This is a genomic window from Arthrobacter sp. ISL-28, assembly GCF_018613875.1.
GTDB lineage: Bacteria > Actinomycetota > Actinomycetes > Actinomycetales > Micrococcaceae > Arthrobacter.
Map to the genome: position 1 here is coordinate 144,869 of NZ_JAGGPJ010000027.1, position 20,369 is coordinate 165,237.

At 58.8% G+C, this 20,369-nt stretch carries 16 protein-coding genes; 9 read left to right on the forward strand and 7 right to left on the reverse strand.

Translation table 11 applies throughout. The features are described 5' to 3' along the window. Positions 1–124 precede the first annotated feature (124 nt). Positions 125–2,242 carry an acyltransferase family protein gene (locus J7E80_RS17555; RefSeq protein WP_311380871.1) on the reverse strand — a complete coding sequence of 706 codons (2,118 nt, stop codon included), beginning with the start codon at positions 2,240–2,242 and terminating at the stop codon, positions 125–127. Positions 2,243–2,353: 111 nt separating this feature from the next. Here J7E80_RS17555 and galE point away from each other — a divergent pair, with 111 nt between their 5' ends. The 8 genes from galE to J7E80_RS24450 all read left to right on the forward strand — a co-directional run bounded on the left by galE (position 2,354) and on the right by J7E80_RS24450 (position 10,757). Further along, positions 2,354–3,379, forward strand: coding sequence for a UDP-glucose 4-epimerase GalE (gene galE, locus J7E80_RS17560; RefSeq protein ID WP_215053513.1), 1,026 nt, complete (start codon positions 2,354–2,356; stop codon positions 3,377–3,379). Positions 3,380–3,643: 264 nt separating this feature from the next. Next, positions 3,644–4,681, forward strand: coding sequence for an acyltransferase family protein (locus J7E80_RS17565; RefSeq protein ID WP_215053514.1), 1,038 nt, complete (start codon positions 3,644–3,646; stop codon positions 4,679–4,681). Positions 4,682–4,843: 162 nt separating this feature from the next. Next, positions 4,844–6,067: a CpaF family protein gene (locus J7E80_RS17570; protein ID WP_215053515.1), complete on the forward strand. Its 1,224-nt coding sequence runs from the start codon at positions 4,844–4,846 to the stop codon at positions 6,065–6,067. Continuing rightward, positions 6,067–6,921, forward strand: a complete 855-nt coding sequence (locus J7E80_RS17575) for a type II secretion system F family protein (protein ID WP_215053516.1) — start codon at positions 6,067–6,069, stop codon at positions 6,919–6,921. Before J7E80_RS17570 ends, J7E80_RS17575 begins: the two co-directional genes overlap by 1 nt. Further along, entirely contained in the window at positions 6,918–7,859 is a 942-nt protein-coding gene (locus tag J7E80_RS17580) for a type II secretion system F family protein (protein WP_215053517.1), read from the forward strand. The genes J7E80_RS17575 and J7E80_RS17580 overlap by 4 nt, the downstream gene beginning before the upstream one ends. Positions 7,860–7,928: 69 nt before the next feature. Continuing rightward, the gene (locus tag J7E80_RS17585) at positions 7,929–8,072 is read left to right on the forward strand and encodes a hypothetical protein (protein WP_215053518.1); all 144 of its coding nucleotides are present in this window, start codon (positions 7,929–7,931) and stop codon (positions 8,070–8,072) included. A 126-nt stretch (positions 8,073–8,198) separates the two neighbouring features. Beyond that, positions 8,199–9,419: an HNH endonuclease gene (locus tag J7E80_RS17590; protein WP_215053519.1), complete on the forward strand. Its 1,221-nt coding sequence runs from the start codon at positions 8,199–8,201 to the stop codon at positions 9,417–9,419. Positions 9,420–9,590: 171 nt separating this feature from the next. Next, on the forward strand, positions 9,591–10,757 hold the full coding sequence (locus J7E80_RS24450; RefSeq protein ID WP_215053520.1) for an SIR2 family protein: 1,167 nt from the start codon (positions 9,591–9,593) through the stop codon (positions 10,755–10,757). A gap of 209 nt (positions 10,758–10,966) precedes the next feature. Here J7E80_RS24450 and J7E80_RS17600 read toward each other — a convergent pair whose 3' ends face one another. From J7E80_RS17600 to J7E80_RS17625, 6 genes are all read right to left on the reverse strand, one after another. Beyond that, positions 10,967–11,422 carry a hypothetical protein gene (locus J7E80_RS17600; protein WP_215053521.1) on the reverse strand — a complete coding sequence of 152 codons (456 nt, stop codon included), beginning with the start codon at positions 11,420–11,422 and terminating at the stop codon, positions 10,967–10,969. A gap of 162 nt (positions 11,423–11,584) precedes the next feature. After that, complete coding sequence (locus J7E80_RS17605; protein WP_215053522.1) at positions 11,585–12,229, reverse strand: hypothetical protein; 645 nt, start codon at positions 12,227–12,229, stop codon at positions 11,585–11,587. A 317-nt stretch (positions 12,230–12,546) separates the two neighbouring features. Further along, entirely contained in the window at positions 12,547–13,584 is a 1,038-nt protein-coding gene (locus tag J7E80_RS17610) for a protein NO VEIN domain-containing protein (protein ID WP_215053523.1), read from the reverse strand. Between the two features lie 130 nt (positions 13,585–13,714). Then, positions 13,715–14,311: a hypothetical protein gene (locus tag J7E80_RS17615; protein ID WP_215053524.1), complete on the reverse strand. Its 597-nt coding sequence runs from the start codon at positions 14,309–14,311 to the stop codon at positions 13,715–13,717. A 142-nt stretch (positions 14,312–14,453) separates the two neighbouring features. Then, a complete protein-coding gene (locus tag J7E80_RS17620; protein ID WP_215053525.1) occupies positions 14,454–15,746 on the reverse strand; it encodes a hypothetical protein in 1,293 nt (430 codons plus the stop codon). 101 nt (positions 15,747–15,847) lie between these two features. Next, positions 15,848–18,265, reverse strand: a complete 2,418-nt coding sequence (locus J7E80_RS17625; RefSeq protein WP_215053526.1) for an N-6 DNA methylase — start codon at positions 18,263–18,265, stop codon at positions 15,848–15,850. A 1,448-nt stretch (positions 18,266–19,713) separates the two neighbouring features. Here J7E80_RS17625 and J7E80_RS17630 point away from each other — a divergent pair. Next, the gene (locus tag J7E80_RS17630) at positions 19,714–20,265 is read left to right on the forward strand and encodes a recombinase family protein (protein ID WP_215053527.1); all 552 of its coding nucleotides are present in this window, start codon (positions 19,714–19,716) and stop codon (positions 20,263–20,265) included. Positions 20,266–20,369 lie beyond the last annotated feature (104 nt).

Genomic DNA, 20,369 nt, shown 5'->3' on the forward strand with positions numbered 1-20,369 from the left:
GTGACTGATGTTGCCGATGTTTCCGAGGGAGAGGACACGACGACGACGCGGGCGCCGCAAGACGCTGCTTCTTAGCGCCCAGACCTGCTCAGCGGCGCGGTCAGAGCCTGCTGGAAATACCCGGTCAGAGCCTGCTGGAAATGAAGGGAACGAGCGCCCGCGCATATTCTGCGCTTATGTGTGAGTGGTCCCGGAAGACAATGATCGAGCCGATCACCGGATAGCAGAGCTTCGGGTCGCAGAATTGCTCGCGAAGGGAAACCCATTTCACTCCTTCGCGCCCCATCGCCTCGCCGGCACGGCCGATCACGGTGTTGTCCGGATAGGCTTTGGGCCGGGGCATCGCGCAGGCCAAGGCATTGTCGGGATTCTTAGCGAGACACGTGGGCACATACTCACCATTGGTGCGGGGCACATCATCGAAGGCCACGACCTTCTTGCCGGCCGCCATCCAGCCCCGCCAGCGGTCCTTGAAGCCGTCAATGGCAGGATCCTGCAGGGCCTTATCCTGGGGAGAGGCGAACGTGTATGCGGTGGAATAGGCTGCAGTGAAGACCGTGGAAATGCTCTTATCAGCCACTAGTTGCTGATTCACTTTTTGGTTCCAGGCCACGCAGGAACGCTGGTTGACGTCGTTTTTCTCAGCGGGCAGGACTCGGACCGCGGTCGTCGCAGGGCACGAAGCCTTGGTGTAGGTCTTGACATGCCAGTTCCGCTCTGCTGCCAGCGCGTCAAGGGCGGGGAACCAGGCAGTGGCGTGCGAGTCGCCGACGACCGCCACGGTGGCCTTAGCCTTGTCAGGCTCAACACCAAGGCCGCAGCTGACAATGTCGGTGCCCGCGAGGCCGGTCTGGCATCCCTTGTAAAGGGGCTCGGTGTTCTGTTTCGCTACGAGCGCCGGTCCGGGATTCGGGGGCTCATTTCCTGTCACTGGGCCGCAATCGTTGCCGGACGCAAGTGCTCCTGGACCATAGCAGGGGCCAAGCTCCGCTGCGGGCGCCCCGCCCGGCGAGACGTAGGCAGCAGCAGTGAGCCCAAAACACAGGGCGACGGTCACGGCCATGCCGCCACCGGTAAATGCATAGGCCCGCCGGGAAGTCCGGAGCAGTGGGCCCCGGCGAAGAGGATCCTCGATTGTCAGTTTGGTAATCCAAGCCAAAAGCACGGAAGCAAGGAGCAGCAGTACCTTCTCCAGCGTGGCGAGGTCGTGGCTCAGAATGTAGGGCGCAAAAACGATCAGAGGCCAGTGCCAAAGGTACAGGCCGTAGGATACGTCGCCCAGAAAGGTCATAGGCCGGCGGGAAAGCCACCAGCGTGGGCTGAGTGCCGCCGTGCTTCCACTGCAGACCAGGACGAGAGCTGTACCGGCCACCGGAACTGCGGCCGTCCAGCCGGGAAAGGGAGTTGAGCCGCTATAGGCCAAGGACGCAAACGCGATCAGCGCCAGTCCTGCCCAAGCGAAGGCAGTCGCCCGTCGCCCCTGGAATTGGCGACTTCCGAAGATGAGGGCCACAAGGCCGCCGGCCGCGAATTCCCAGACGCGGGTGGGAGTCACAAAGTAAGCCACGGAGGGGCTCTGCGAAGTCAGGGTTACCGAATAGATGAGCGAGACAGCGCCGATGACTGCGATGCCGGCGATCATCGCGCTGCGCGATGATGTGAACATGGTCCGGCCGGCAGCTGCGCGTCGCCGCGAAAGGTAGAGCAATGCGGCGATCAGGATGGGCCACACGAAATAGAACTGTTCCTCCACCGAGAGTGACCAGTAGTGCTGTGCCGCGGTGGCGTCGTTGTCCAGCGCGGAGTAGTCCACTGAATCTCCGGCCAGGATCCAGTTCTGCACGTAAAGAACGCTGGCGCCGATTTGACGGGCAGATACCTCCCACAGCGTGGAGGGAACCCATAAGGCCACCCCGAGCAGCGAGACCAAGAGTACAAAGATGGACGCCGGGAGCAGCCGGCGGATCCTTCGTGCCCAGAACCGGAGGAGTCCAATCGGGGAGCCGTCGCGCACGTCGCGGTACATGTGCGAGGTGATCAGGTATCCGGAAATCACGAAGAAGACGTCGACCCCGATATAGCCGCCAGTGAGGCGCTGCGGCCAGAGGTGGTACAGAACGACGACAAGGACGGCAACAGCCCGCAACCCTTGGATCTCCGGTTGGAATTGTCCGTTTTGAATGGCCCCGCTGGCGGTTTCCGACCGTCGAGTGGGCGCTTCTAGGGTTCGGGTGGAAGTCACAACGAGCAAGTTTATCGCGCCCCTGCAGGGGACCGCGAACCGGGGGTGTTGTCTCCAGGGAGGTGAAGGCCTGGAGTTCACGGGGTCCCGGCACGTCCTAGACTTGGGGCCATGAAGGTTTTGGTCACCGGGGGAGCCGGCTATATCGGATCGCATACTGTGCTTTGTCTTCTTGAGGACGGGCACAATGTGGTGGTGTTGGACAACCTGATGAATTCCAGTGTCGAGGCCGTGCGGCGCGTTGAGGAACTCACGGGCAAGCAAGTGGATTTCCGGGAAGGCGACCTGCTGGACGCGAATGCCGTCGACGCCGTGTTCGCTGAAGGCGGCTTCGACGCCGTCATCCACTTTGCCGGGCTGAAGGCGGTGGGGGAGTCCGTGGAGAAGCCTCTCTGGTACTACAAGAACAACGTTGTGGGCACGCTGAACCTGCTCGAAAGCATGGAGAAGGCCGGCGTGCGCCGGCTCGTGTTCAGCTCCTCCGCCACCGTCTACGGCGCGTCCGAGCACGTTCCCCTGATCGAGAAGTCGCCGCTGGACGCTACCAATCCGTATGGCAGGACCAAGGAACAGATTGAGGACATCCTCTCTGACCTGAGCGCGGCGGATCCGCGCTGGAGCGTTGCTTTACTCCGTTACTTCAACCCGGTCGGTGCGCACGAGTCCGGGCGGATCGGCGAAGACCCCCGCGGCATCCCCAACAACCTCCTGCCGTTTGTGGCCCAGGTAGCTGTGGGGCGGCGGGAGAAGGTCATGGTGTTCGGCAACGACTACCCCACGCCCGACGGCACCGGGGTCCGGGACTATATCCACGTCATGGACCTCGCCGCAGGCCACCTCGCTGCCCTGCATTATCTGGAAACGAAGACGGGTGCTTTCCGCTGGAACCTCGGCACCGGCCGGGGCTCGTCGGTGCTGGAAGTCATCCGGGCTTTCGGCGCCGCGGCGGGGCACCCGATTCCCTACGAATTCGGGCCCCGGCGGCCGGGTGACGCGGCCGTCAGCTACGCTGACGCCTCGGCAGCCCTTGCCGAGCTCGGCTGGTCGGCGCGCCGGGATCTGGCGCAAATGTGTGAGGACCACTGGCGTTGGCAAAGCTCCAACCCCTTCGGTTACGCTGGGGATTCCGCCAGCTGAGCTCCCTTCGGAATTGTCAGTTCCCGGGAACGTGTAGCCGATCTTGGCCCCTGACCCCTCCATGGCCTGATGGGTGGGGGCTGGGGGAAGGGCCAGCGGACGCCCCAACCACTCCATCATCTTTTTTCTGCCCGTAGCTCTTTCAATCCTGACCCCGGCTCTTTGAGGGGCCTACGCGTTGCCGGCGATGACCAGATAGGCGTGGTGCCCTTACCCCGCCGTGTATGACCGGGAACCCCAATATGAGGCAAGGAACGATCATTCATGAAACCGCAAACTTCGCTTGTCCTGGTGCGCCCAGGCAGGTCCGGGGCACTGGATTTTCTTCGGGTTCTCGGAATCATGGCTGTCGTCGTGGGCCACATAGGTGCTTGGTCCGGGCCCCTTATTCGCGAATCGATTTACACATGGCATGTCCCGCTATTCTTTTTCCTTTCGGGATATTTATGGACCGAGGGCCGGGGCCTGATTGCTGAGGCAAATAAACGTGCGAGAACCTTGCTGATTCCATACGCCGTGTGGCTTGCAGTAGCGGGCGTGTGGTGGCTGTCGCAGAAGCAGGTCGTCTACGGCGGGGACATTCGCAGACTGGTATTGGGCGGCTCGTATATCGGTGGAACGTTCGCCGCCTTTTGGTTCGTCACGGCGCTTTTTGTTGCAGTCGTTGTTGTCAGGGCAATGCAGCGATTACCTCTTTGGGTGCAATGGGTGCTTTCCCTGGCTGCATTGACCACTGCGACCATAGATTCCGAAACCGTCGCGAAGATCCCATTGTCAGCCGGGGTTGGGTGCGCATGCATTGTGTTCGTTCTCGCCGGTCGTGAATTCAAGAAAGTTCGCTTCAATATTCAGCGGCCGCTCATCACAGGACTGCTTCTCCTTCTCGGCTGCAGCGCTGTTATCCTCGCAGGCTGGTCCACCTACCTCGACATGAAGCAAGCTCTCTTTGGCATCCCGGCGATAACCGTCGTAATTGCCATCGCCATCTGTTCTGCTTTAGTCCTTATTGCAGAAGCAGTAATTCCAGCGCTAGGAGCTCGGGTGAACGCGGCGGTCAGTACATTGGCCAGCTGTGGTTTCATGGTGGTTCTGACCCATGCCGTCGTACTAGTGGAACTGACCAAGCTTAACGTGCCACCGTGGCTGGTTCTGGTCTTTTGTCTGGTTGGAACCTGGATTCCTGCATTGCTCATCCTCAGGACACGGCTGGCGCCTTACCTTCTTGGTTCGCCACGGAGGGGTCCCCGAACTGCGCAGCCGCACTCAAGCGTTGATGCTCCTGCTTCCTCGGAGATGAAATGAGTCCGATAAGGCAGGTATAGGCCAGTTGATTCGGCAAATTCATTCCGAGGCGTCGACTTTTCCACAGATGATCTGCCATGACTTTGCCTTCTGATCCCGATCATCTAGCTTTAACCCAATTGGACTGCCTCCGCTGGGGGCGGCGGTCGTATGGGGGACCTCATGGAAGCTGTGCGGATAGTCGAGGACGAGGTCCGGGAGCTGATTCGCAGGCGCGGTCTTGATCCGCTGAGCCAGACCGGCGAGGTGCGGCGGCTGGTAGACGCGGCTGTGAGTGATTATGACGAGCGGGCCCTCATGGGTCCGCTTCCGCCCCTCGGCCCTCTGGAGCCAGCCCGCAGGTTCGTTTTCGACGCCGTTGCCGGCTTCGGTGCCCTACAGCCTCTGCTGGATGATCCCACCATCGAGGAAGTCTGGCTGAACGCGCCCACGGAGATCTACGTGGCCCGGAACGGGGAATCCGAACTGACGTCACTCAGCCTCACGGACCAGCAGGTCCGCGACCTGGTGGAGCGCATGCTGAAAAGCTCGGGACGGCGCCTGGACATGTCATCGCCCTTTGTGGACGCCGCCTTGCCTGACGGGTCCCGGCTCCACGTGGTCATTCCGGACGTGACAAGGCGGCATTGGGCGATCAATATCCGCAAGTTCGTGGTCAAGGCGAGCCGTCTGGAGCACCTCGTTGAGCTGGGCACTTTGACGCCCCAGTCGGCGCGGTTTCTCGGTGCAGCCGTTGCGAGCGGACTCAACATCCTCGTGTCGGGGGCCACCCAGGCAGGCAAGACCACGATGCTGAACTGCCTCGCAGCCAGCATCGGGAGCCGTGAGCGGGTTATTACGGTGGAGGAAATCTTCGAGCTCCAGTTTCCGCTGCGCGACGTCGTGGGACTCCAGTGTCGGCAGCCGAATCTGGAGGGGGAGGGCGAGATCCCGCTGCGGCGGCTGGTCAAAGAGGCCCTCCGGATGCGCCCGGACCGCCTGGTGGTCGGAGAGGTGCGGGAAGCCGAGAGCCTTGACATGCTCATCGCCTTGAATTCCGGGTTGCCGGGAATGTGCACGGTCCATGCAAACTCGGCCCACGATGCCGTGACCAAGATCTGCACCCTTCCGCTGCTGGCGGGCGACAACATCTCGAGTGCCTTTGTTGTCCCGACAGTGGCCTCATGCATTGACCTTGTTGTCCACTGCAGCCGGCAGGCAAACGGCCGACGGCAGGTGACGGAAATCCTTTCCCTTGGTAAAAGGGTCGAGAACGGCATTATCGAGTCGTCCATGGTTTTCTCCATGATCGAGGGCCAGCTCCAGCCACGCGCCAACTCGATGCCCGCGGCGGAGAAGTTCGGGAGAGCAGGCTATGACGTTGCAGCCCTCCTGGAAGCACGTTGATGGCCCCGTTTCTTGGGGTGCTGGCCGGGGCGGGACTATTCCTCATATGGTGGTCCGCCTGGGACCGGCCTGAAACCGCCCAACGTACCCACCGGACCAGCCGCCTGCAGGACCTGTTGCTGGCCGCGGGAGTCGAAAAAGTCACCGGCGCGGGTCTTGTCGGCAGTTGCCTGGGGCTCGGTTTGTTCGTGACGCTGGTGTTCTTCGTCGGAAGTAACTCGTGGCCGATTTCCTTCTGCTTCGGGCTGTTTGGAGCCTGGCTTCCAGTCGTGGTGGTGAGGTGGCGGGCCCGACGGCGAACAGCAGTTTTGCGGCGACTCTGGCCTGACGTGGTGGATCACCTAAGGTCCGCCATCAGGGCGGGCCTGTCCTTGCCGGAGGCCCTGATCCAGCTGGGCGAGAAAGGGCCGGAAGAACTCCGCCACGTGTTCCGCGACTTCGGCTCCGACTACCGGGCGGGCGGCCAGTTCGATGGTTCCCTGAACAGGCTCAAGGAGCGGCTGGCCGATCCCGTCGCCGACCGCATCATCGAGGCATTGAGACTCACGAGGGAGGTGGGAGGCTCGGACCTCGGAAAACTCCTGGGGACCCTGGCCGAATTCCTTCGTGAAAGTGCCAGGACCCGAAGCGAACTGGAGGCCCGGCAGTCCTGGACCGTCAACGCAGCCCGCCTCGCCGTCGCTGCTCCCTGGATCGTCATGCTGTTGCTGGCCACCCGTCCGGAAGCGGTGGCGGCCTACAACACGCCGATGGGAGCGGTGGTTCTCATCGGTGGCCTTATGGTTTCCCTGGTCTGCTACTCCGTCATGCTGCGGATCGGCGCGTTGCCCGAAGAAGAGAGAGTGCTGCGATGACGACTGTGCCGGCCGCGGCCGTCGTGTGCGGCCTGATTCTCGGCGCCGGACTGTGGCTGCTTCTCCTGCGCCTCCCGTTCATGCGGCCCATCAGCTTTGCGGAACGCATCGCCCCGCAGCTCAAATCGCAGAACCTGGAGTCCAGGCTGCTGAGGGCCGCAGACCAAAACCTCACCCCCTTCGGCCCGCTTGAGCGCATTCTGCGGCCGCTGATCAGGGACGGGATGGCGAAGCTGGGCAAACTCAATCTTGGATCCGCCGCGCTCGCCCGCAGGCTTGCGCAGGCCGGAATCAGTAAATCCCCGATTCATTTCCGCGCCGAACAGGTGCTGTGGGCCGTATGCGGTTTCGTCGCCGCCGTGGGCCTGATCGCGCTGGGTGCGGTGACCGGGAGATTCAGCCCGATGCTGGCCGTCGTGTTATCGGCGGGAAGCGCGCTCGGCGGATTTCTGTTCCGCGACTATTGGCTGGGAGTGCAGGTCAGGAAGCGGGAAGCAAGGATGATGGCTGAGTTTCCGAGCCTGGCCGAGCTCATGGCGCTCGCCGTGGGCGCCGGTGAAAGCGCCACCGGTGCTCTGGACCGGGTCTGCAGAAGCGCCCGCGGCGAGCTGTCCAAGGAGTTCGGAAAAGTGCTCGCTGAAACACGTGCGGGCAAGCCGCTGGTGGAGGCACTGCAGGAGTTCTCCGCCCGGACGGACCTCGGACCACTCATCCGGTTCGTTGACGGAATCATCGTCGCAGTGGAGCGGGGGACGCCCTTGGCTGAGGTATTAAGGGCCCAGGCCCAGGACGTCAGGGACACCGCCAAACGCGAATTGATGGAGTCAGCGGGAAAGAAGGAAATCGCGATGATGGTGCCGCTTGTCTTTGGCGTGCTTCCCCTGACCGTCGTATTCGCCGTGTTCCCCGGTCTGGCCGCGCTGAGCCTGAGTCTGTGACCCAAGAACATCCGGCAAGAAAGCGCATTCTCTTCAACAAGTATCCGCACCTCAAAGAAACGGAAGCAAATGACATCCATGACCAAGCACGGAATCGCACTTGTCCGCGGGCTGACGGCGCGCATCAAGGGAACGGACGCTCCCATCCGGCCGCCCCAAAGTGGTGATCGCGTCCACGGCGATCATGCCGAACGTGGAGACGTTCCCGGGTGAGGGGTGATATTCCGATACCGATGTCTTCGAGCCGTTGAAAATGTTCGTAATCAGGCGGCGGTCCGAGCCTCCGAGACTGCGGCGAGCTACCAAACCGCTTTCAGTTTGAATAGGTAAGCTTCATTCATGGGGGACCACCAGACTATAGGGCTAACGCAGCGGCAAACGCATCGAGAAAGAATTCTTTCAGTCTTGTCCGAAGAGCCATCGGGCAGCCTTCGGAGGGCTCACGCATTGCAACGGCTCGCCGCGGTGTTTGCTTGGTCAGATGAAGACAACAAGCCTCGAGAAACCCGACCGTGGGAGACGAAGTGGGAGAACCGGGCTAGTTTCGAGCGAGCAGAGATGGTTCGCGCAGGATTGCTGGAAGAGGACGAGTACGGGCAATGGACGCTCTCGGCTGCCGGCTGGGAGCAAGCACGTGAGGTACGCCGCAGGAACCGGCCTGACCACGGTGACGAATTCATGCGGCGAGAAGCGATGTGGGAGGCTCTGCTCGCTGCTGGGGGTCCTGGTGACGTCAGCGCAGGACTGATCCGCGACCTAGGCATCTACGCGGGAGCCCGAGGCATCTACGTGAATCAGGACCGGACTAAATCCACTGTGGCGCCGAACGGGATAGCGTTGTCTTTCCTCCATACGGGGAGAAGTTTCTCGGACGAGCTGACTGAAGACGGTGTCCTGTACCGCTATCCCAAGACGAATCGCCCAGGCGACGACAAGTTTGAAGTGGCTGCTGCGAAAGCAGCATACCGGTCGGGCTTGCCCGTGTTCGTGGTAGGGCCGGGAAGTACTTTGACCAAACGTATCGTGTACAGAGGGTATGTCGAACGTTTTGACGACGAACTTGGCGCCTTGCTCATTACTTTCACTCAGGATGAACTGCCGCCCCCGCCGCCTGAGCGTGAGGACGAGAATCCTTTCACCCTGACGGACGAGGCTTCCAAGCGTACCTACAGTCTGAGACAGAATCGGCCCAACCAAGGTCGATTCGCGATGAAGGTCTTCCAGCGTTACGGCACCGCCTGCGCAGTCTGCGGGCTCGACGTCTATGGCCTCGTGCAGGCCGCCCATCTTCGGGCCAAGAAGCGAAGCGGTAGTGACGATGAACGTAATGGTCTACCGTTGTGCGCGAACCACCACCTCGCGTTCGACCGGCTCCTCTGGGCGATAGAACCAGGGACGCTTAAGCTAGCGAGCCGCCACAGCGGCCCTGACCTCGGTGAGCTCGGAATTTCGAAGCCTGATCTGACACACCTGAAACGTAAACCGCACGATGGATCGGTCGCTGACAGTTGGCAGGAGTGGAAAAAGGGGCAACCCGATCTTCTCGATACGGGGACGTAGAGCACCGATGCCCAAATGAACAAGTTGTAGTCGGCCGGCAGGAAATTCCATGACGCGCGCGACGGACTATTACCAGCTTGGTGCTACTCAGGGTGGGTCGACTTCGTCGACGTCGATGTGGATGGCGATCAGGTTGCCCTTGATAAAATGCGGTAACTGATTGGGGACATCGTGACCGAGGTACTTCCACCGCTCAACGCCGCCATACTCGTCGGAAATGGCCTGAGTATCGCTTTCAACCCCGAGTTGAATCTTGCAGCGATCACGAAAGAAATGATCGCGCGGATGGAGAGTGCGACCGAAGATGGGGACAAGGTCGTCCATGCCATGAATGAGATCGCGCGGCGAGCGGTCTCGGAAGGCGAGGTTACAGATGAGGACTTTGAAAAACTGGTCGGCGCATTTGATTCCCAAGTCTTGACCCTCGACGAACTCAGCAAGTTAGCGGATCTTGTGGCGCGCGAGGACACTGACCTGCGTAAGTCGATTCAGGACGTAGCGGCTTTCAGCCAGAAGGTCCGAGATATGGGTATTAGCTACGTGCTGGAAGTCATCATGGAACGTTCACGTGGAGACTGGACACTTCATGACGAGATGCATCAACTTGTCGAAGCCATCATCGACAGCTTCGGTGGCAACATCCATATCGGCAACCTCAACTACGACACCCTCCTACTTTCGGCATTAAAGGCTGTGGATGCACCGATGTCCGACATGGGCCACGGCTACTCTCAGTTCTCGATCAAGGTCAAGGATGAGGACGACCCGGACGACGAGGGCGTGCCCTATATAGTCACTCGCCTGCGGACGGTGGCAAATTTTCCGGCTGGTCCCAGGTACCGAGTAAAGCTTCTGCATCTGCATGGATCTCTCACGTATTGGCACAGCGTCGAAAGCGATCTTCATTTCAAGGCGCCGGTGGACTTGCTTCGAAATCACTCCATGTGGGCGGGACTGCGCGACAGTGAACCCAAGTTTCGGCCGACCGTGGTTCTAGCAAACCAGAGGGACAAGGCCCATCACGTCGGGCGCTACCCGTTCAGATTGGCATATGAAACATTTCAGAAGGGGCTTCACGAGTCCCAACACTGGATGGTTATTGGTTACTCCTTTAGGGATGCGTGTGTGAACGATATCCTGCGCAACGAGTTCATCCGGCGGAAGGTGAAACCTCAGGTGCTCGTGTCCACATATGGCGATTTCCCTACTACAGAGGAAGTGGAACTGGCATTTGGATGGGGTGCAGAAGACGAGAGTTCCAGTCACTGGTTGACCATCAACCGTGAAGGGGCCAGGGGACTTCAAGAATCTGTGGATTGGGCTGTTTTCACTTCTTAGAGGTCCGACCTTCATTCGGTGAAGCTGACGGCGGCGACGTGCTCATCTCAGGGCCAGCAGCAAGGCACTTCCAGACCTGCCGAAACGGTCCTTCAGGCGTGATCCAAATCCTTTGCGGATCGGGGCGACTGCGAGGCAGCAGAGGCCCGGGGCGATGCGGCAATGGGCGGACCGGAGGACAGACGCGTTCAAGTCCCTCAGCTGGGGCGTTAGTCCTTAACGCCGAGGTCGCGCCGGACGGCTTCAACAAAGCTGTCGTAATTTTTGACGAGAATGTCATGAGCCGCCTGAGCGTCTGCCGTTCTCTTCTCGGATTGCTGTTGGCTCAGTATCGAGAGGCATGCTTGTATGTCGCTCATCACCGTTCGCATCGCCTTCTTGACGCGGTTTGGGCCAAGTACATTGACGGGCGTTATGAAGCTCGAATCCTCCGGTACATCTCTGGCCGGCTTTTCCTGGATCAGTGCTGCCAGGGCATCTACGGCAGCAGAAAGGCTGCCTACCGCTGCAACGTACTCTTTTTGCTTCTCGTTACGCAGCCACTGCCAATGCTCAGTTGCCTTCCCAAGCGTTGACCCCACCCAACTACCGATAAGTGCGAAAAGGCCCGTTCCCAGCGGTACCAGCAGCCACCACCATTGCCCTTGCCTGATCAAGTCGTCCATGGAGCAAACGTACACAATGAAGCGGTGCGGGCCTGCCAGGTCTTAACTGGCGCATTTTCCTCGAAAAGCGCGGATCGAGGCCAACAATGCGGGAAGGCGTTCCGTCAGCGCCCTTTACGGAGAGGGCAGCGGCAAAGGATGGGAAGGGTCTACCGACGTGAATCAGCTCCGAAATTGGAACGCCCACCGCTCCACTTCATCTGCGCCGACGGTCCTGGTGGCCATCGAGAGCTCCTTCGCCCAAGCGCCCATCACATACAAGGCCGCTTCGTAGGTGCTGAACGTGTAGTTGGTCGAGTTTGGTGTAAAAACAGGCCACGGAGTGTAGTGATGCAGTGTGGCCAGGACACGGTTGTCGACAATCAAGCACGGATGGCTGAGATGTCCCTCGCCAGCGAAATAGAGATACTTGGTGAAGAAGTTCGGTCCCAGGGATCCGATAGCGTTCGCCCGGGGCTGGAATGTCAGGAATGCCTGTTCTGGGTCAGTGATCGACAGTTTTGCTGCTTTTTGTAGCAGACAACCAATCTTGTCCGGTTTCTTCTCCACGGAATGAATGCGGCGTGTTGTGTTCCGATGATTCGATCCTGTGCCCCAAGCTAGTGAGTGCCAAAGTAGGCGAAAGGCGCTCCTTCCACTTTCGTCGTCGCGAGCATCGGCGGCCATGGAGAAGAGGCGGCCGCGGTCTATCAAGCCCTCATCAGTTTCTCCGTTGGTGCCAACGACCGGACTTCCGGGTAGGTGCGCAATTCTCTGATTCCACCAGCCAAGGTTCAGCTTGAACCCATGATTTTCTATCGCATTCATCCGGGAGTTGCTTTCTACCCACTCCCGAAGCGATAAAGGGGCTGGCGGTATTGTACGAGGCTCGTTCATTGCATCACGATAGCTGACCATGGGGGTGCCGTCTGAGTGAAGGCTGGGCCGCCCTTAAAAGCCTAAATGGCCCTCCTAAGCTCCTGATTTAGCAGACAGGGTAAATATCCCCAGTGAGTGACGTTAGGCCTTCAAAAGGGCTTTTACGGCCGGATGCGACCGTTTGGCGGCACTGAGCGCCGCTATTTTCAGCATTATGCACCGCCGCGTCCAGGAGGAGATCGCGGGGATAAACAAGACGGCCATGCCTATCGGCTGTCAGCAGGGCGTCCAGCCTGTCCGCCTTCAGTAAGCGGGTGTCTATACGCCGTCGGAACCAGTGTGGAGCGGCTTGGCACCCAGCTCGACCAGTATCGCCAACGTCCGCCTGAGCAATTGAGGCCTGTATCCAAGTCGATCTGGTCGATCACTATCAGCATGGTTCTCTGGTCTTCGGCGTGTCGCACTTCGCCCTCAGTTATGTCTACTGCCAGGCGCTCTGTAGTGCTGCCCTTGACCTCGATGTGAGTGATTTCATTTCCCCGGATCACCGTTACATCCCACGCCTCGGTCGCGCCTACATCCGCGGTGGCAAAGCCGAGAGACTCAAAGTGATCAATCACCTGCTTCACGGCATACTGCTCGACAGCCTTGCGGCGATCCGGATCCGGCTGGCGGCCGTAGCCTGATCGACCACTTTTGGAGGTACTTGGGCGAGTCCTAGGCGTTGGCTCGTCAGCCGGTACATCAACGGCTACCTGTCCGAGTTCCTTTAGGTCCGGCATGGCATCGACGAGGGCCGCAGGAAACTTGACTAGATAAGCCTGTGCCGCGCGTATGGCGCGCTTATCCGAGATGGCGAAGGGGAAATACAGTGGTTTCTTACCGTGAACGGCGATGAGTTCGCTGCGAATACTTCTAATAGTCGGTTCTAAGGCCCGCACAGCGGAAAGGGGTATCGGTGCCTTCAACTCGCGATACCCCTGAAGCATTGCTTCCCAAGCGTCCTCCTGTCCATGCGCAGGCCGCTGCCGCCCGTAACTACCTCTGCTTTGCCATTCTAGAGACGAGGCTACGGCGCTCGAGCTGCAGTGGGAGTATCCAGTTAATGCTGGACCGTGATTTTTTCGCCAGTGCAGAACGATGTCGCCTGGCCTGACATAGCGCACCGTCTCGTAAGACCATTCCTCCAGCCCTGCATCGTTGACCTGGGGAGCAATCAGATTTTCACCGATAAGGTCCCGATTGGAGATCTCCATCCAATAACGCTCGCGGCTATCAGCCTTCCACCATTCGTTTATCGCCATGCTTGTCAGCATAGAACGCGCAGTTAGCCGGTGGGCCGAAGGTGCTCTTGTGGCGAAGCCCGGCGGCAAGTCCCACACAACTGCAAGCGGTCATGTGATATGCCGCACCGCTACGTCAATCTAGTTGGGTTCAGTAGCGCTGTTCAGTCCCTCGCATCTCAGAAATGGACGGGCCCGGGGGATGTAAGTGACTCGAACCTAACTCACGAGGCGGATGCCGTCTCTTGGCGCGGATATGTTTGACGGCGGACCAAACATCAGCGAATCGGGTGGGGCCGTCAGAAACGCTTAGATCTCGGCGAATTTTCTCGTGAAGTCGTTTAGTGAGGCGTGATATCTCTTGTCTTACTTCGGACTCCGTGCCGAAGTACTGCCATTTACGTCCCGGTTGCAATCCCCGACGCATTAATGAGAGTTGATACTGAAGGCTTTCGATCTGGATTGCTTCCATGTGAACGGTTAGCGGCGCTAGAAGCGCAACCCGATCCAAAACCAGAAGGCGCTCGATTCGCGCCGTTTCCTCGGACGCTGATTCCAGCGGGGCCCGGGAATCTCTGATGATGGCATTAAAACTGTGGCAGACTTCGAGAAAATCTTCATAGGCCTTCATCTTCTCGTTGCGAAGCCACTGCTTGTGTTCTGTAGTCCGTGTAAAAAATGCGCCTAGAAGGCTCCCGGACAAGGCCGCAGCAGCAGCTATCAGGGCGATCTGAAGGTCTTGAGGCATGGCTACAACTTACTCAGGGCAGAGACCTCGAGGGAAAATGGGCTGGTCCTGCCGGGACATAGATGTGCTTCAGAGCCGCCTCGTCTCGGGAACGGGTTGTAAGCGTCGCTTTCAACAACGTTCTCTTTGCCCGCGAGAGGATCTATGCCGCGTCGGACGAGTCTTCAGCTTCATCTGCGCTATTCTCCGATACGGCTGCCTTGCTGCCCAGACGCACTGCCAGCCATTCCGATGTTGCGACTTCCAATTGGTGCGCCTGGTTGCGAAGCGAGTCCGCACGGGATCTGGCCTCTTGAACGATAGCAGCTAAACGTTCTTGCTCCGGCAGGTCGGGAACGGGGATAGGAAGGGCTTTGACGTCCGAACTGTTGATCGTCGCGAGGTTCGTCGTTTGCTTGGCACAGTCATCAAAGTACCAACGTCCGGCAGGACCATGCATGTATGCAAAAACGAATTCTGGCAGCAACCGCTTACGGTTTACTCGAACGCGCAGGACGTGGTTCTGATGAACACAACCTTCTATCTCGCCGTTCCAGATTGCAGGTCTACCGACGAGCTCGCGACTATTGCCTTCGCATAGGAGGAGGTCGCCTGGTTCAAGTTCGTACTGCTTCGCGTTTTGCGGGGGCACATCAATTTGCTTCATGACATCTAGGTCTAGGAATCCGTCCTGAACATTGGCCACGCGCAAGTATGGTCTGGCATTGGCACCAGGACGATTGGTTGGGCTCTTCGTAACACCGTAAGCCACTTCGGACAGCCCCTTTTGCCCGAGTGGGTGCAATTGTCCATCGGAAGTAATTTCCTGCACCGCACCCTGCTTGGCTGCCATCCCCTTCCGAACGGACCAGCGGGAGATCTTGCTTCTTTGTACGTCGAAGGGCCCACGAATGGTTTCGAAGTCTGGAACACGAATGCCGAGAAATTCCAGCATCTCAGCTCCCGCCTTCGTTATGAGGGGCAGGGCTTCGTTTCTCAGATCAAGGGCTTCTCGATTACGGGCGGCAAGTTCTTTGAGCAAGGCGTCCTGTTCAGGAAGCCCTGGCACAGGAAGCAATAGCTTCTCAAACTCCTCTGCTGGGAGTCTCTTTCGCCCACTGTGACCGATCACTTGCGCATTGATTTGGGCGCGGAAGACAGAAGTTCTACAGAGGAGGCGCATGTAGGCGGGACGCACCAGTCCAGGATTAGAAAGGTCGTAGATGGGGTATTCAGACGAAAAGGCTAGGTCCTGCTCGTCATCACCGAGCACACCGATCGCGCCGTTACGGACATCGATCCGGCTGAAGACGACATCGCCGGGGCGTGCCCGAAACGTGCTGCCCTTGCTCGTCCTCTTCGCATTTCTTAGAGAGATCTGTCCCCCAAAATCGATGCTACCCAGTGGAATGTTGCCGGCCGCAGGCTCTATGCGCCGCGTAGCTAGTTCACTCACGGGGCGAAGCATGTGGACTACTGTGGGCGCCCATGACGGAACATCATGGGACTTGACGTCCCAGCGTGCGAGGCCTGCGCGCCATACTGACAAAACTCGCATCAGACCACCGCGCCCGAGGAGGCTGTAAGGGACAGGGAATTGCGGCTCCATTCCCGGAAGGCCTCAAGAACACTGGGTAGTTCATTGGGCACGGAATCGCCGGTGACGCCTGTGGACGTGATGCCGGCATGCTCAACTTCCGCCATGAAGATTGGGTAGTCGTCCAGCTGCTTGGCAGCAGCGGTTATGCGCTCCGCCTTTTCTTTCTCCAACTCCCGAATAATCGTGTCCCGGGTCTTTGTAGCTGCCTTCACTGCCGCACGCTCATCCTTGTTGAGGAGGCTGTTCCATGTTCGTCGTGCAGCGTTGAGACGGGCTGTGTCAGAGCGATCGAGATACGCGTCTGCCAGGGCTTGCTGGGCGTTAAGGGCGTCTCCGGCGTTGATGCCATGCGACTCTAGCGTTTCGCAGAGCTGTTCGGTTGCCTTCGTGCGCAATGGTTCAAAGACTGTTTGTTCGAGTTCTTCAGAAGCTGTAATAAGAGCTTGTTTCCAAGCCACTCGATCCTCTGCCGTGAATCGCTCGAGCAGGACAATCGAGGTCTTGACGGTCGCTTTGGCGCTCGCGAATACCTCCTGGGGCAGCGAGATGACTGCCCGCAGCCGTGCAGTGCCCTCTATGTAATCCCGGAACCATTCAAGGCTGGGATTATTGAGGAGTCCGTCCGGCAAGACAATGGCCACACGACCTCCTGGCTTGAGAAGGCGGATGGCACGCTCGACGAACAGAGATTCTGTGGGACGGGAATTCCTCACCTGGGAAGTTGCAGTTTCGCCTCCGACTGGGTTTCGACCGATATCGAATAGCTGCAGGATGGGCCACTTCTCACGTTCAGCGATTGCGAGTTGAGCGCGACTTGCTGCCCAATGTTCTCCATACCTTGCTGCATTGATTGCGGCATCGTCCTCGGACTCCACCATGCGCGTCTGGGTGGTATCCCCGGTCAGCTGGTCTGCTGTAACCGTTGCCCCGAATGGGGGATTTGTCAGTACGACATCGAATCTATTCTCAAGGAGGCCTCCGGTATCGAGCAGTCCATCGTGAAAATAGATGCCGCCGTGTCCGTCGCCATGCATGATCATGTTCATTTTGCTTGTGCGCGCAGCGCGCGCTTCCGCGTCCGATCCGAAAATGCACTCCCGTGAAAGACGTCCCAAACGGGAAGTCGAGTCTTCCATATCCAGGCTCGCATTCAGAGCATGCTTATTCTCATCGATAGCGTCGGCAAGCCGCGCGTCGTCCCAGCTTTCGTGCGCCGCCTGGGCTTGCAACTTTGCAATAGCTGCATCTTTCTCATCTTGGACCGAACGCTCTATCTGGTCCCGGACGTATTCGAAGGTCCTTATGAGGAAGCCACCTGTTCCGCTTGCCGGGTCGCATACGAGCTCGTCTTCGCGCGGGTCGACTAACCCGACCATAAAGTCCACGATTGGACGGGGGGTAAAGAACTGGCCAAGTTCTCCACGGAATGTCTGTCCAAGGAATTGCTCGAAGGCAATGCCTTTGATGTCGTCACTGGTGGCTGAAAGGTTGAATCGCTCGAGCTTTTCGACGAGGCGTCGGAACGTGGCGTAGCTGATGTTCAGACGATCGCCCTTCTCGAAGAGTCGGTCGCTCTTCAACCCCTTCTTGGTGTCATCGAAGAGATCTGTCATGACTTCGTCGGCACGACTCCGTCGAACCTTCGCGTACCTGTCCATATAGTCGCGCGTGAAGCGATCGCCCTCTGCACCTCGTTCGAAGTACATCTTGATGAACAGAACCTTTGAGATCTCGTCAAACGCTGCGCCTGGATCCAACTTATGGTTATCGCGCAGGATGGCATGGCACTCGTGAAGGAGCTTCCGAAATTCGTCTCGCGAAAAAGCTTTCGTGGCCGCCCGGATAGCCTCTAGGCGTTTGGCGTCCGAGAGGTCTTCGGCGTGGGGCGCGTCCTCTATATCGACTCGCGTGCCTGGTGCACCAGGAACTAGGCGAAACGCTCGGGTTTCCTTCTCGTTGTGTGCGACCATGAATTCGCAGCCAACGGCTCTCGCATAGCTTTCACCCTGGGAATAATCGGCGGGGACGATCGTGACGTGCTCTGCTTTAGTTTCAACGACGAGCACGTAGTCGCGGTTTGCAGTAAGCGCATCTTCATCCTTGGCAACTACGATATCGGCCTTCGGTGACCCGTGGCCGTGCATGGTGCGCTTTTCCTGCGCCATCTGCTTCAGTGAATATCCGTAGCGTGAGTGCAGCCTGTGGATGAACCTCTGCCGAACAACCTCCTCCGGTTTCGCCTGGAGCCATTTACCTCGGAGCGGCGCCCATACAAAGCCGTTGACTATCTGGATGACGTCAGCCCCTTCGCCGAAGTGTGATGTTGGGGGGCTCGTCGGCTTGGCAGTCGAACCGGCTGCGCTCTTTTTCGGCATTTGTCTCCTTGTGAAATTTCCAGCTCATGTGTGTCGCAGGCCAGCCGCTGAAGCCGCTTGGCAGCTGCCCCCCGCTGGCTGCCAGGGAAGCGATAGCCCCAGGAACCAGCATTCTTGTGGTTGTGGGCGGCGCAGTCGTTGGGGTTGCCGGCCAGTTCGGCGACAAACCTATCCGTAATGCGTCATGCACATGAGTCCGACTACCAACAATAGCGAACCAGACAGGGCAGGGTTTGGTTGCCCACGCGGGATAGGCAGCTCTTGCAGTGAACCGGAGGGCATCTCCGTCGAGACTGTGGCCCCACAGTTCGTCAACAAGCCAACCGCGCTGCTCCACCGTCCTCACTATCTTCACCTCCAGCTCGTGGACATGCGAAAGCCTAAGCGTAGGGCCCGACAGTCCTTGCTCCACGCTTTGCGGTTACCAGCATTCTTGTAATGCCGATGGACTTGCAGCCGGTCTCGAGAAACAGGAGATAAGCGCAGCCGTAGCCAGCAATGATGCGGTAATCGGGATGGCGATGAGGCGCAGACGAAGGTCTTCCAACAGGAATCAGCATCAGACTAGTCTCGGCGCTTCAACGGGAGTAAGGATTTGAGCTCCACTTAGCAAACCAGGCGTCTTGGTCCGCGCTGTCTTGCCTAACTCTTTCCCAATAGGGAGGGACGTGCTCCGTTATTTTGTGGACTCGGCCACGCTCATCGCGTTTCCATCGCTGCCCCATAGTGTCGGTGAAACTTACGCAGGGAATGCCAAAAAGCGCATCTGAGCCCTCATCAGGTTCGCTGGGCGGTCCATATGGGTGCCGACGATGAAGGATTCGTCCCTCAACGGTCATGCCCGGGTTCACTATCTGGAGATCAAATGGGCTTTGGTCGCTTCTTTCGGTGGCAGCCATAGCAACAATGACGTCGTAGACCGGTTGGCTCCCGCCATTCTTAACCTTGACCGTAAGGTCGAAAGAAGTTTCCGCTCCTAAATCCTCATCTTCCTCGTTTGGATCAAAGCGTCGAACGCCACAAAACCACGCTGACACTTGGTCGGCCGAAATGCGTATCGCTCGTTCTTCCGCCTCCTGTCTCGCCCGTCGCTCGTGTGCAAGAAGCCGCATAGCGACCAGCAGCGCACCTACCGTGCCGAGTGCGCTAAAGATAGCCGCCCATGTGTTCATCAATGACATGTCCATGGGCTATGTTCTCGTCTTCGCGGATCGTGACAGCTTAGGGACACGGTCCAATGGAATAGAGTCACCGACACGTCAGCCGTAGTTGTCGACTCGAAGTCTTGGGCGTCGCAAAAACGATCGTTTCTTAAGACACTTGTGCAAGCTCGCCTTGCCTGCCTCACATCCGCCTGTTTCCGGCCTTTTTCTAATCTTGAAAACCCGTCTCAAAACCAGTAGTCTCAAAACACTATTTGATACGGCTTTTCGAGATAGGGGAGATCGGTGGCAGTCATCGGTTACGCAAGGGTTTCAACTGCCGAGCAGAATCTGGAGTTGCAAACCGCAGCTCTGAAAGACGCGGGCGCAATCCGGATCTACGCTGACAAGGGTGTAAGCGGGAGCGCCGTCGAGCGACCGGAACTTACAAAACTTCTTGATCGTCTTGACGAAGGTGATGTCCTCACCGTTTGGAAACTGGACAGGCTTGGCCGCAATACACGTCACGTTCTGACGGTTGTCGATGAACTGCGGAACCGGGGTGTCAGTTTCAGGTCCCTCACGGAGGGCCTGGACACTACTGGACCAATGGGTACCGCCATGCTCACCATCATGGCCGCCTTCGCCCAACTCGAAAGGGACACGATCATCGAGCGAACGCGCGCAGGGCTGAAGGAGGCTGCCAAAAACAACAGGCACGGTGGACGTCCACGAAAAGTGGATGGCGCTGCAGCGGTGAGAGCCGCAGATCTCAAAGCCAAAGGTCTCAGCGCGAACGACATCGGGAAGATGCTGGGGGTCTCGAGGGCAACGGTTTACCGCTATCTTGCGAGCTAGTGCTGATGGTGAGGGCCCGTGTGATGTTTGTGGGACGCGGGCCTTTGCAAAGTCAGTAAACTCCAATCATCGCCTAGGACGGCTGGCCGCTCCTCAAATGCGAT

Coding starts and splice junctions, on each gene's coding strand:
- J7E80_RS17615 (WP_215053524.1), bottom strand. CDS start 14,311: ATGCCTCAAGACCTTCAGATCGCCCTGATAGCTGCTGCTGCGGCCTTG.
- J7E80_RS17570 (WP_215053515.1), top strand. CDS start 4,844: ATGGAAGCTGTGCGGATAGTCGAGGACGAGGTCCGGGAGCTGATTCGC.
- galE (WP_215053513.1), top strand. CDS start 2,354: ATGAAGGTTTTGGTCACCGGGGGAGCCGGCTATATCGGATCGCATACT.
- J7E80_RS17565 (WP_215053514.1), top strand. CDS start 3,644: ATGAAACCGCAAACTTCGCTTGTCCTGGTGCGCCCAGGCAGGTCCGGG.
- J7E80_RS17585 (WP_215053518.1), top strand. CDS start 7,929: ATGACATCCATGACCAAGCACGGAATCGCACTTGTCCGCGGGCTGACG.
- J7E80_RS17590 (WP_215053519.1), top strand. CDS start 8,199: ATGGGGGACCACCAGACTATAGGGCTAACGCAGCGGCAAACGCATCGA.
- J7E80_RS17600 (WP_215053521.1), bottom strand. CDS start 11,422: ATGGACGACTTGATCAGGCAAGGGCAATGGTGGTGGCTGCTGGTACCG.
- J7E80_RS17610 (WP_215053523.1), bottom strand. CDS start 13,584: ATGGCGATAAACGAATGGTGGAAGGCTGATAGCCGCGAGCGTTATTGG.
- J7E80_RS17625 (WP_215053526.1), bottom strand. CDS start 18,265: ATGCCGAAAAAGAGCGCAGCCGGTTCGACTGCCAAGCCGACGAGCCCC.
- J7E80_RS17605 (WP_215053522.1), bottom strand. CDS start 12,229: ATGAATGCGATAGAAAATCATGGGTTCAAGCTGAACCTTGGCTGGTGG.
- J7E80_RS17580 (WP_215053517.1), top strand. CDS start 6,918: ATGACGACTGTGCCGGCCGCGGCCGTCGTGTGCGGCCTGATTCTCGGC.
- J7E80_RS17575 (WP_215053516.1), top strand. CDS start 6,067: ATGGCCCCGTTTCTTGGGGTGCTGGCCGGGGCGGGACTATTCCTCATA.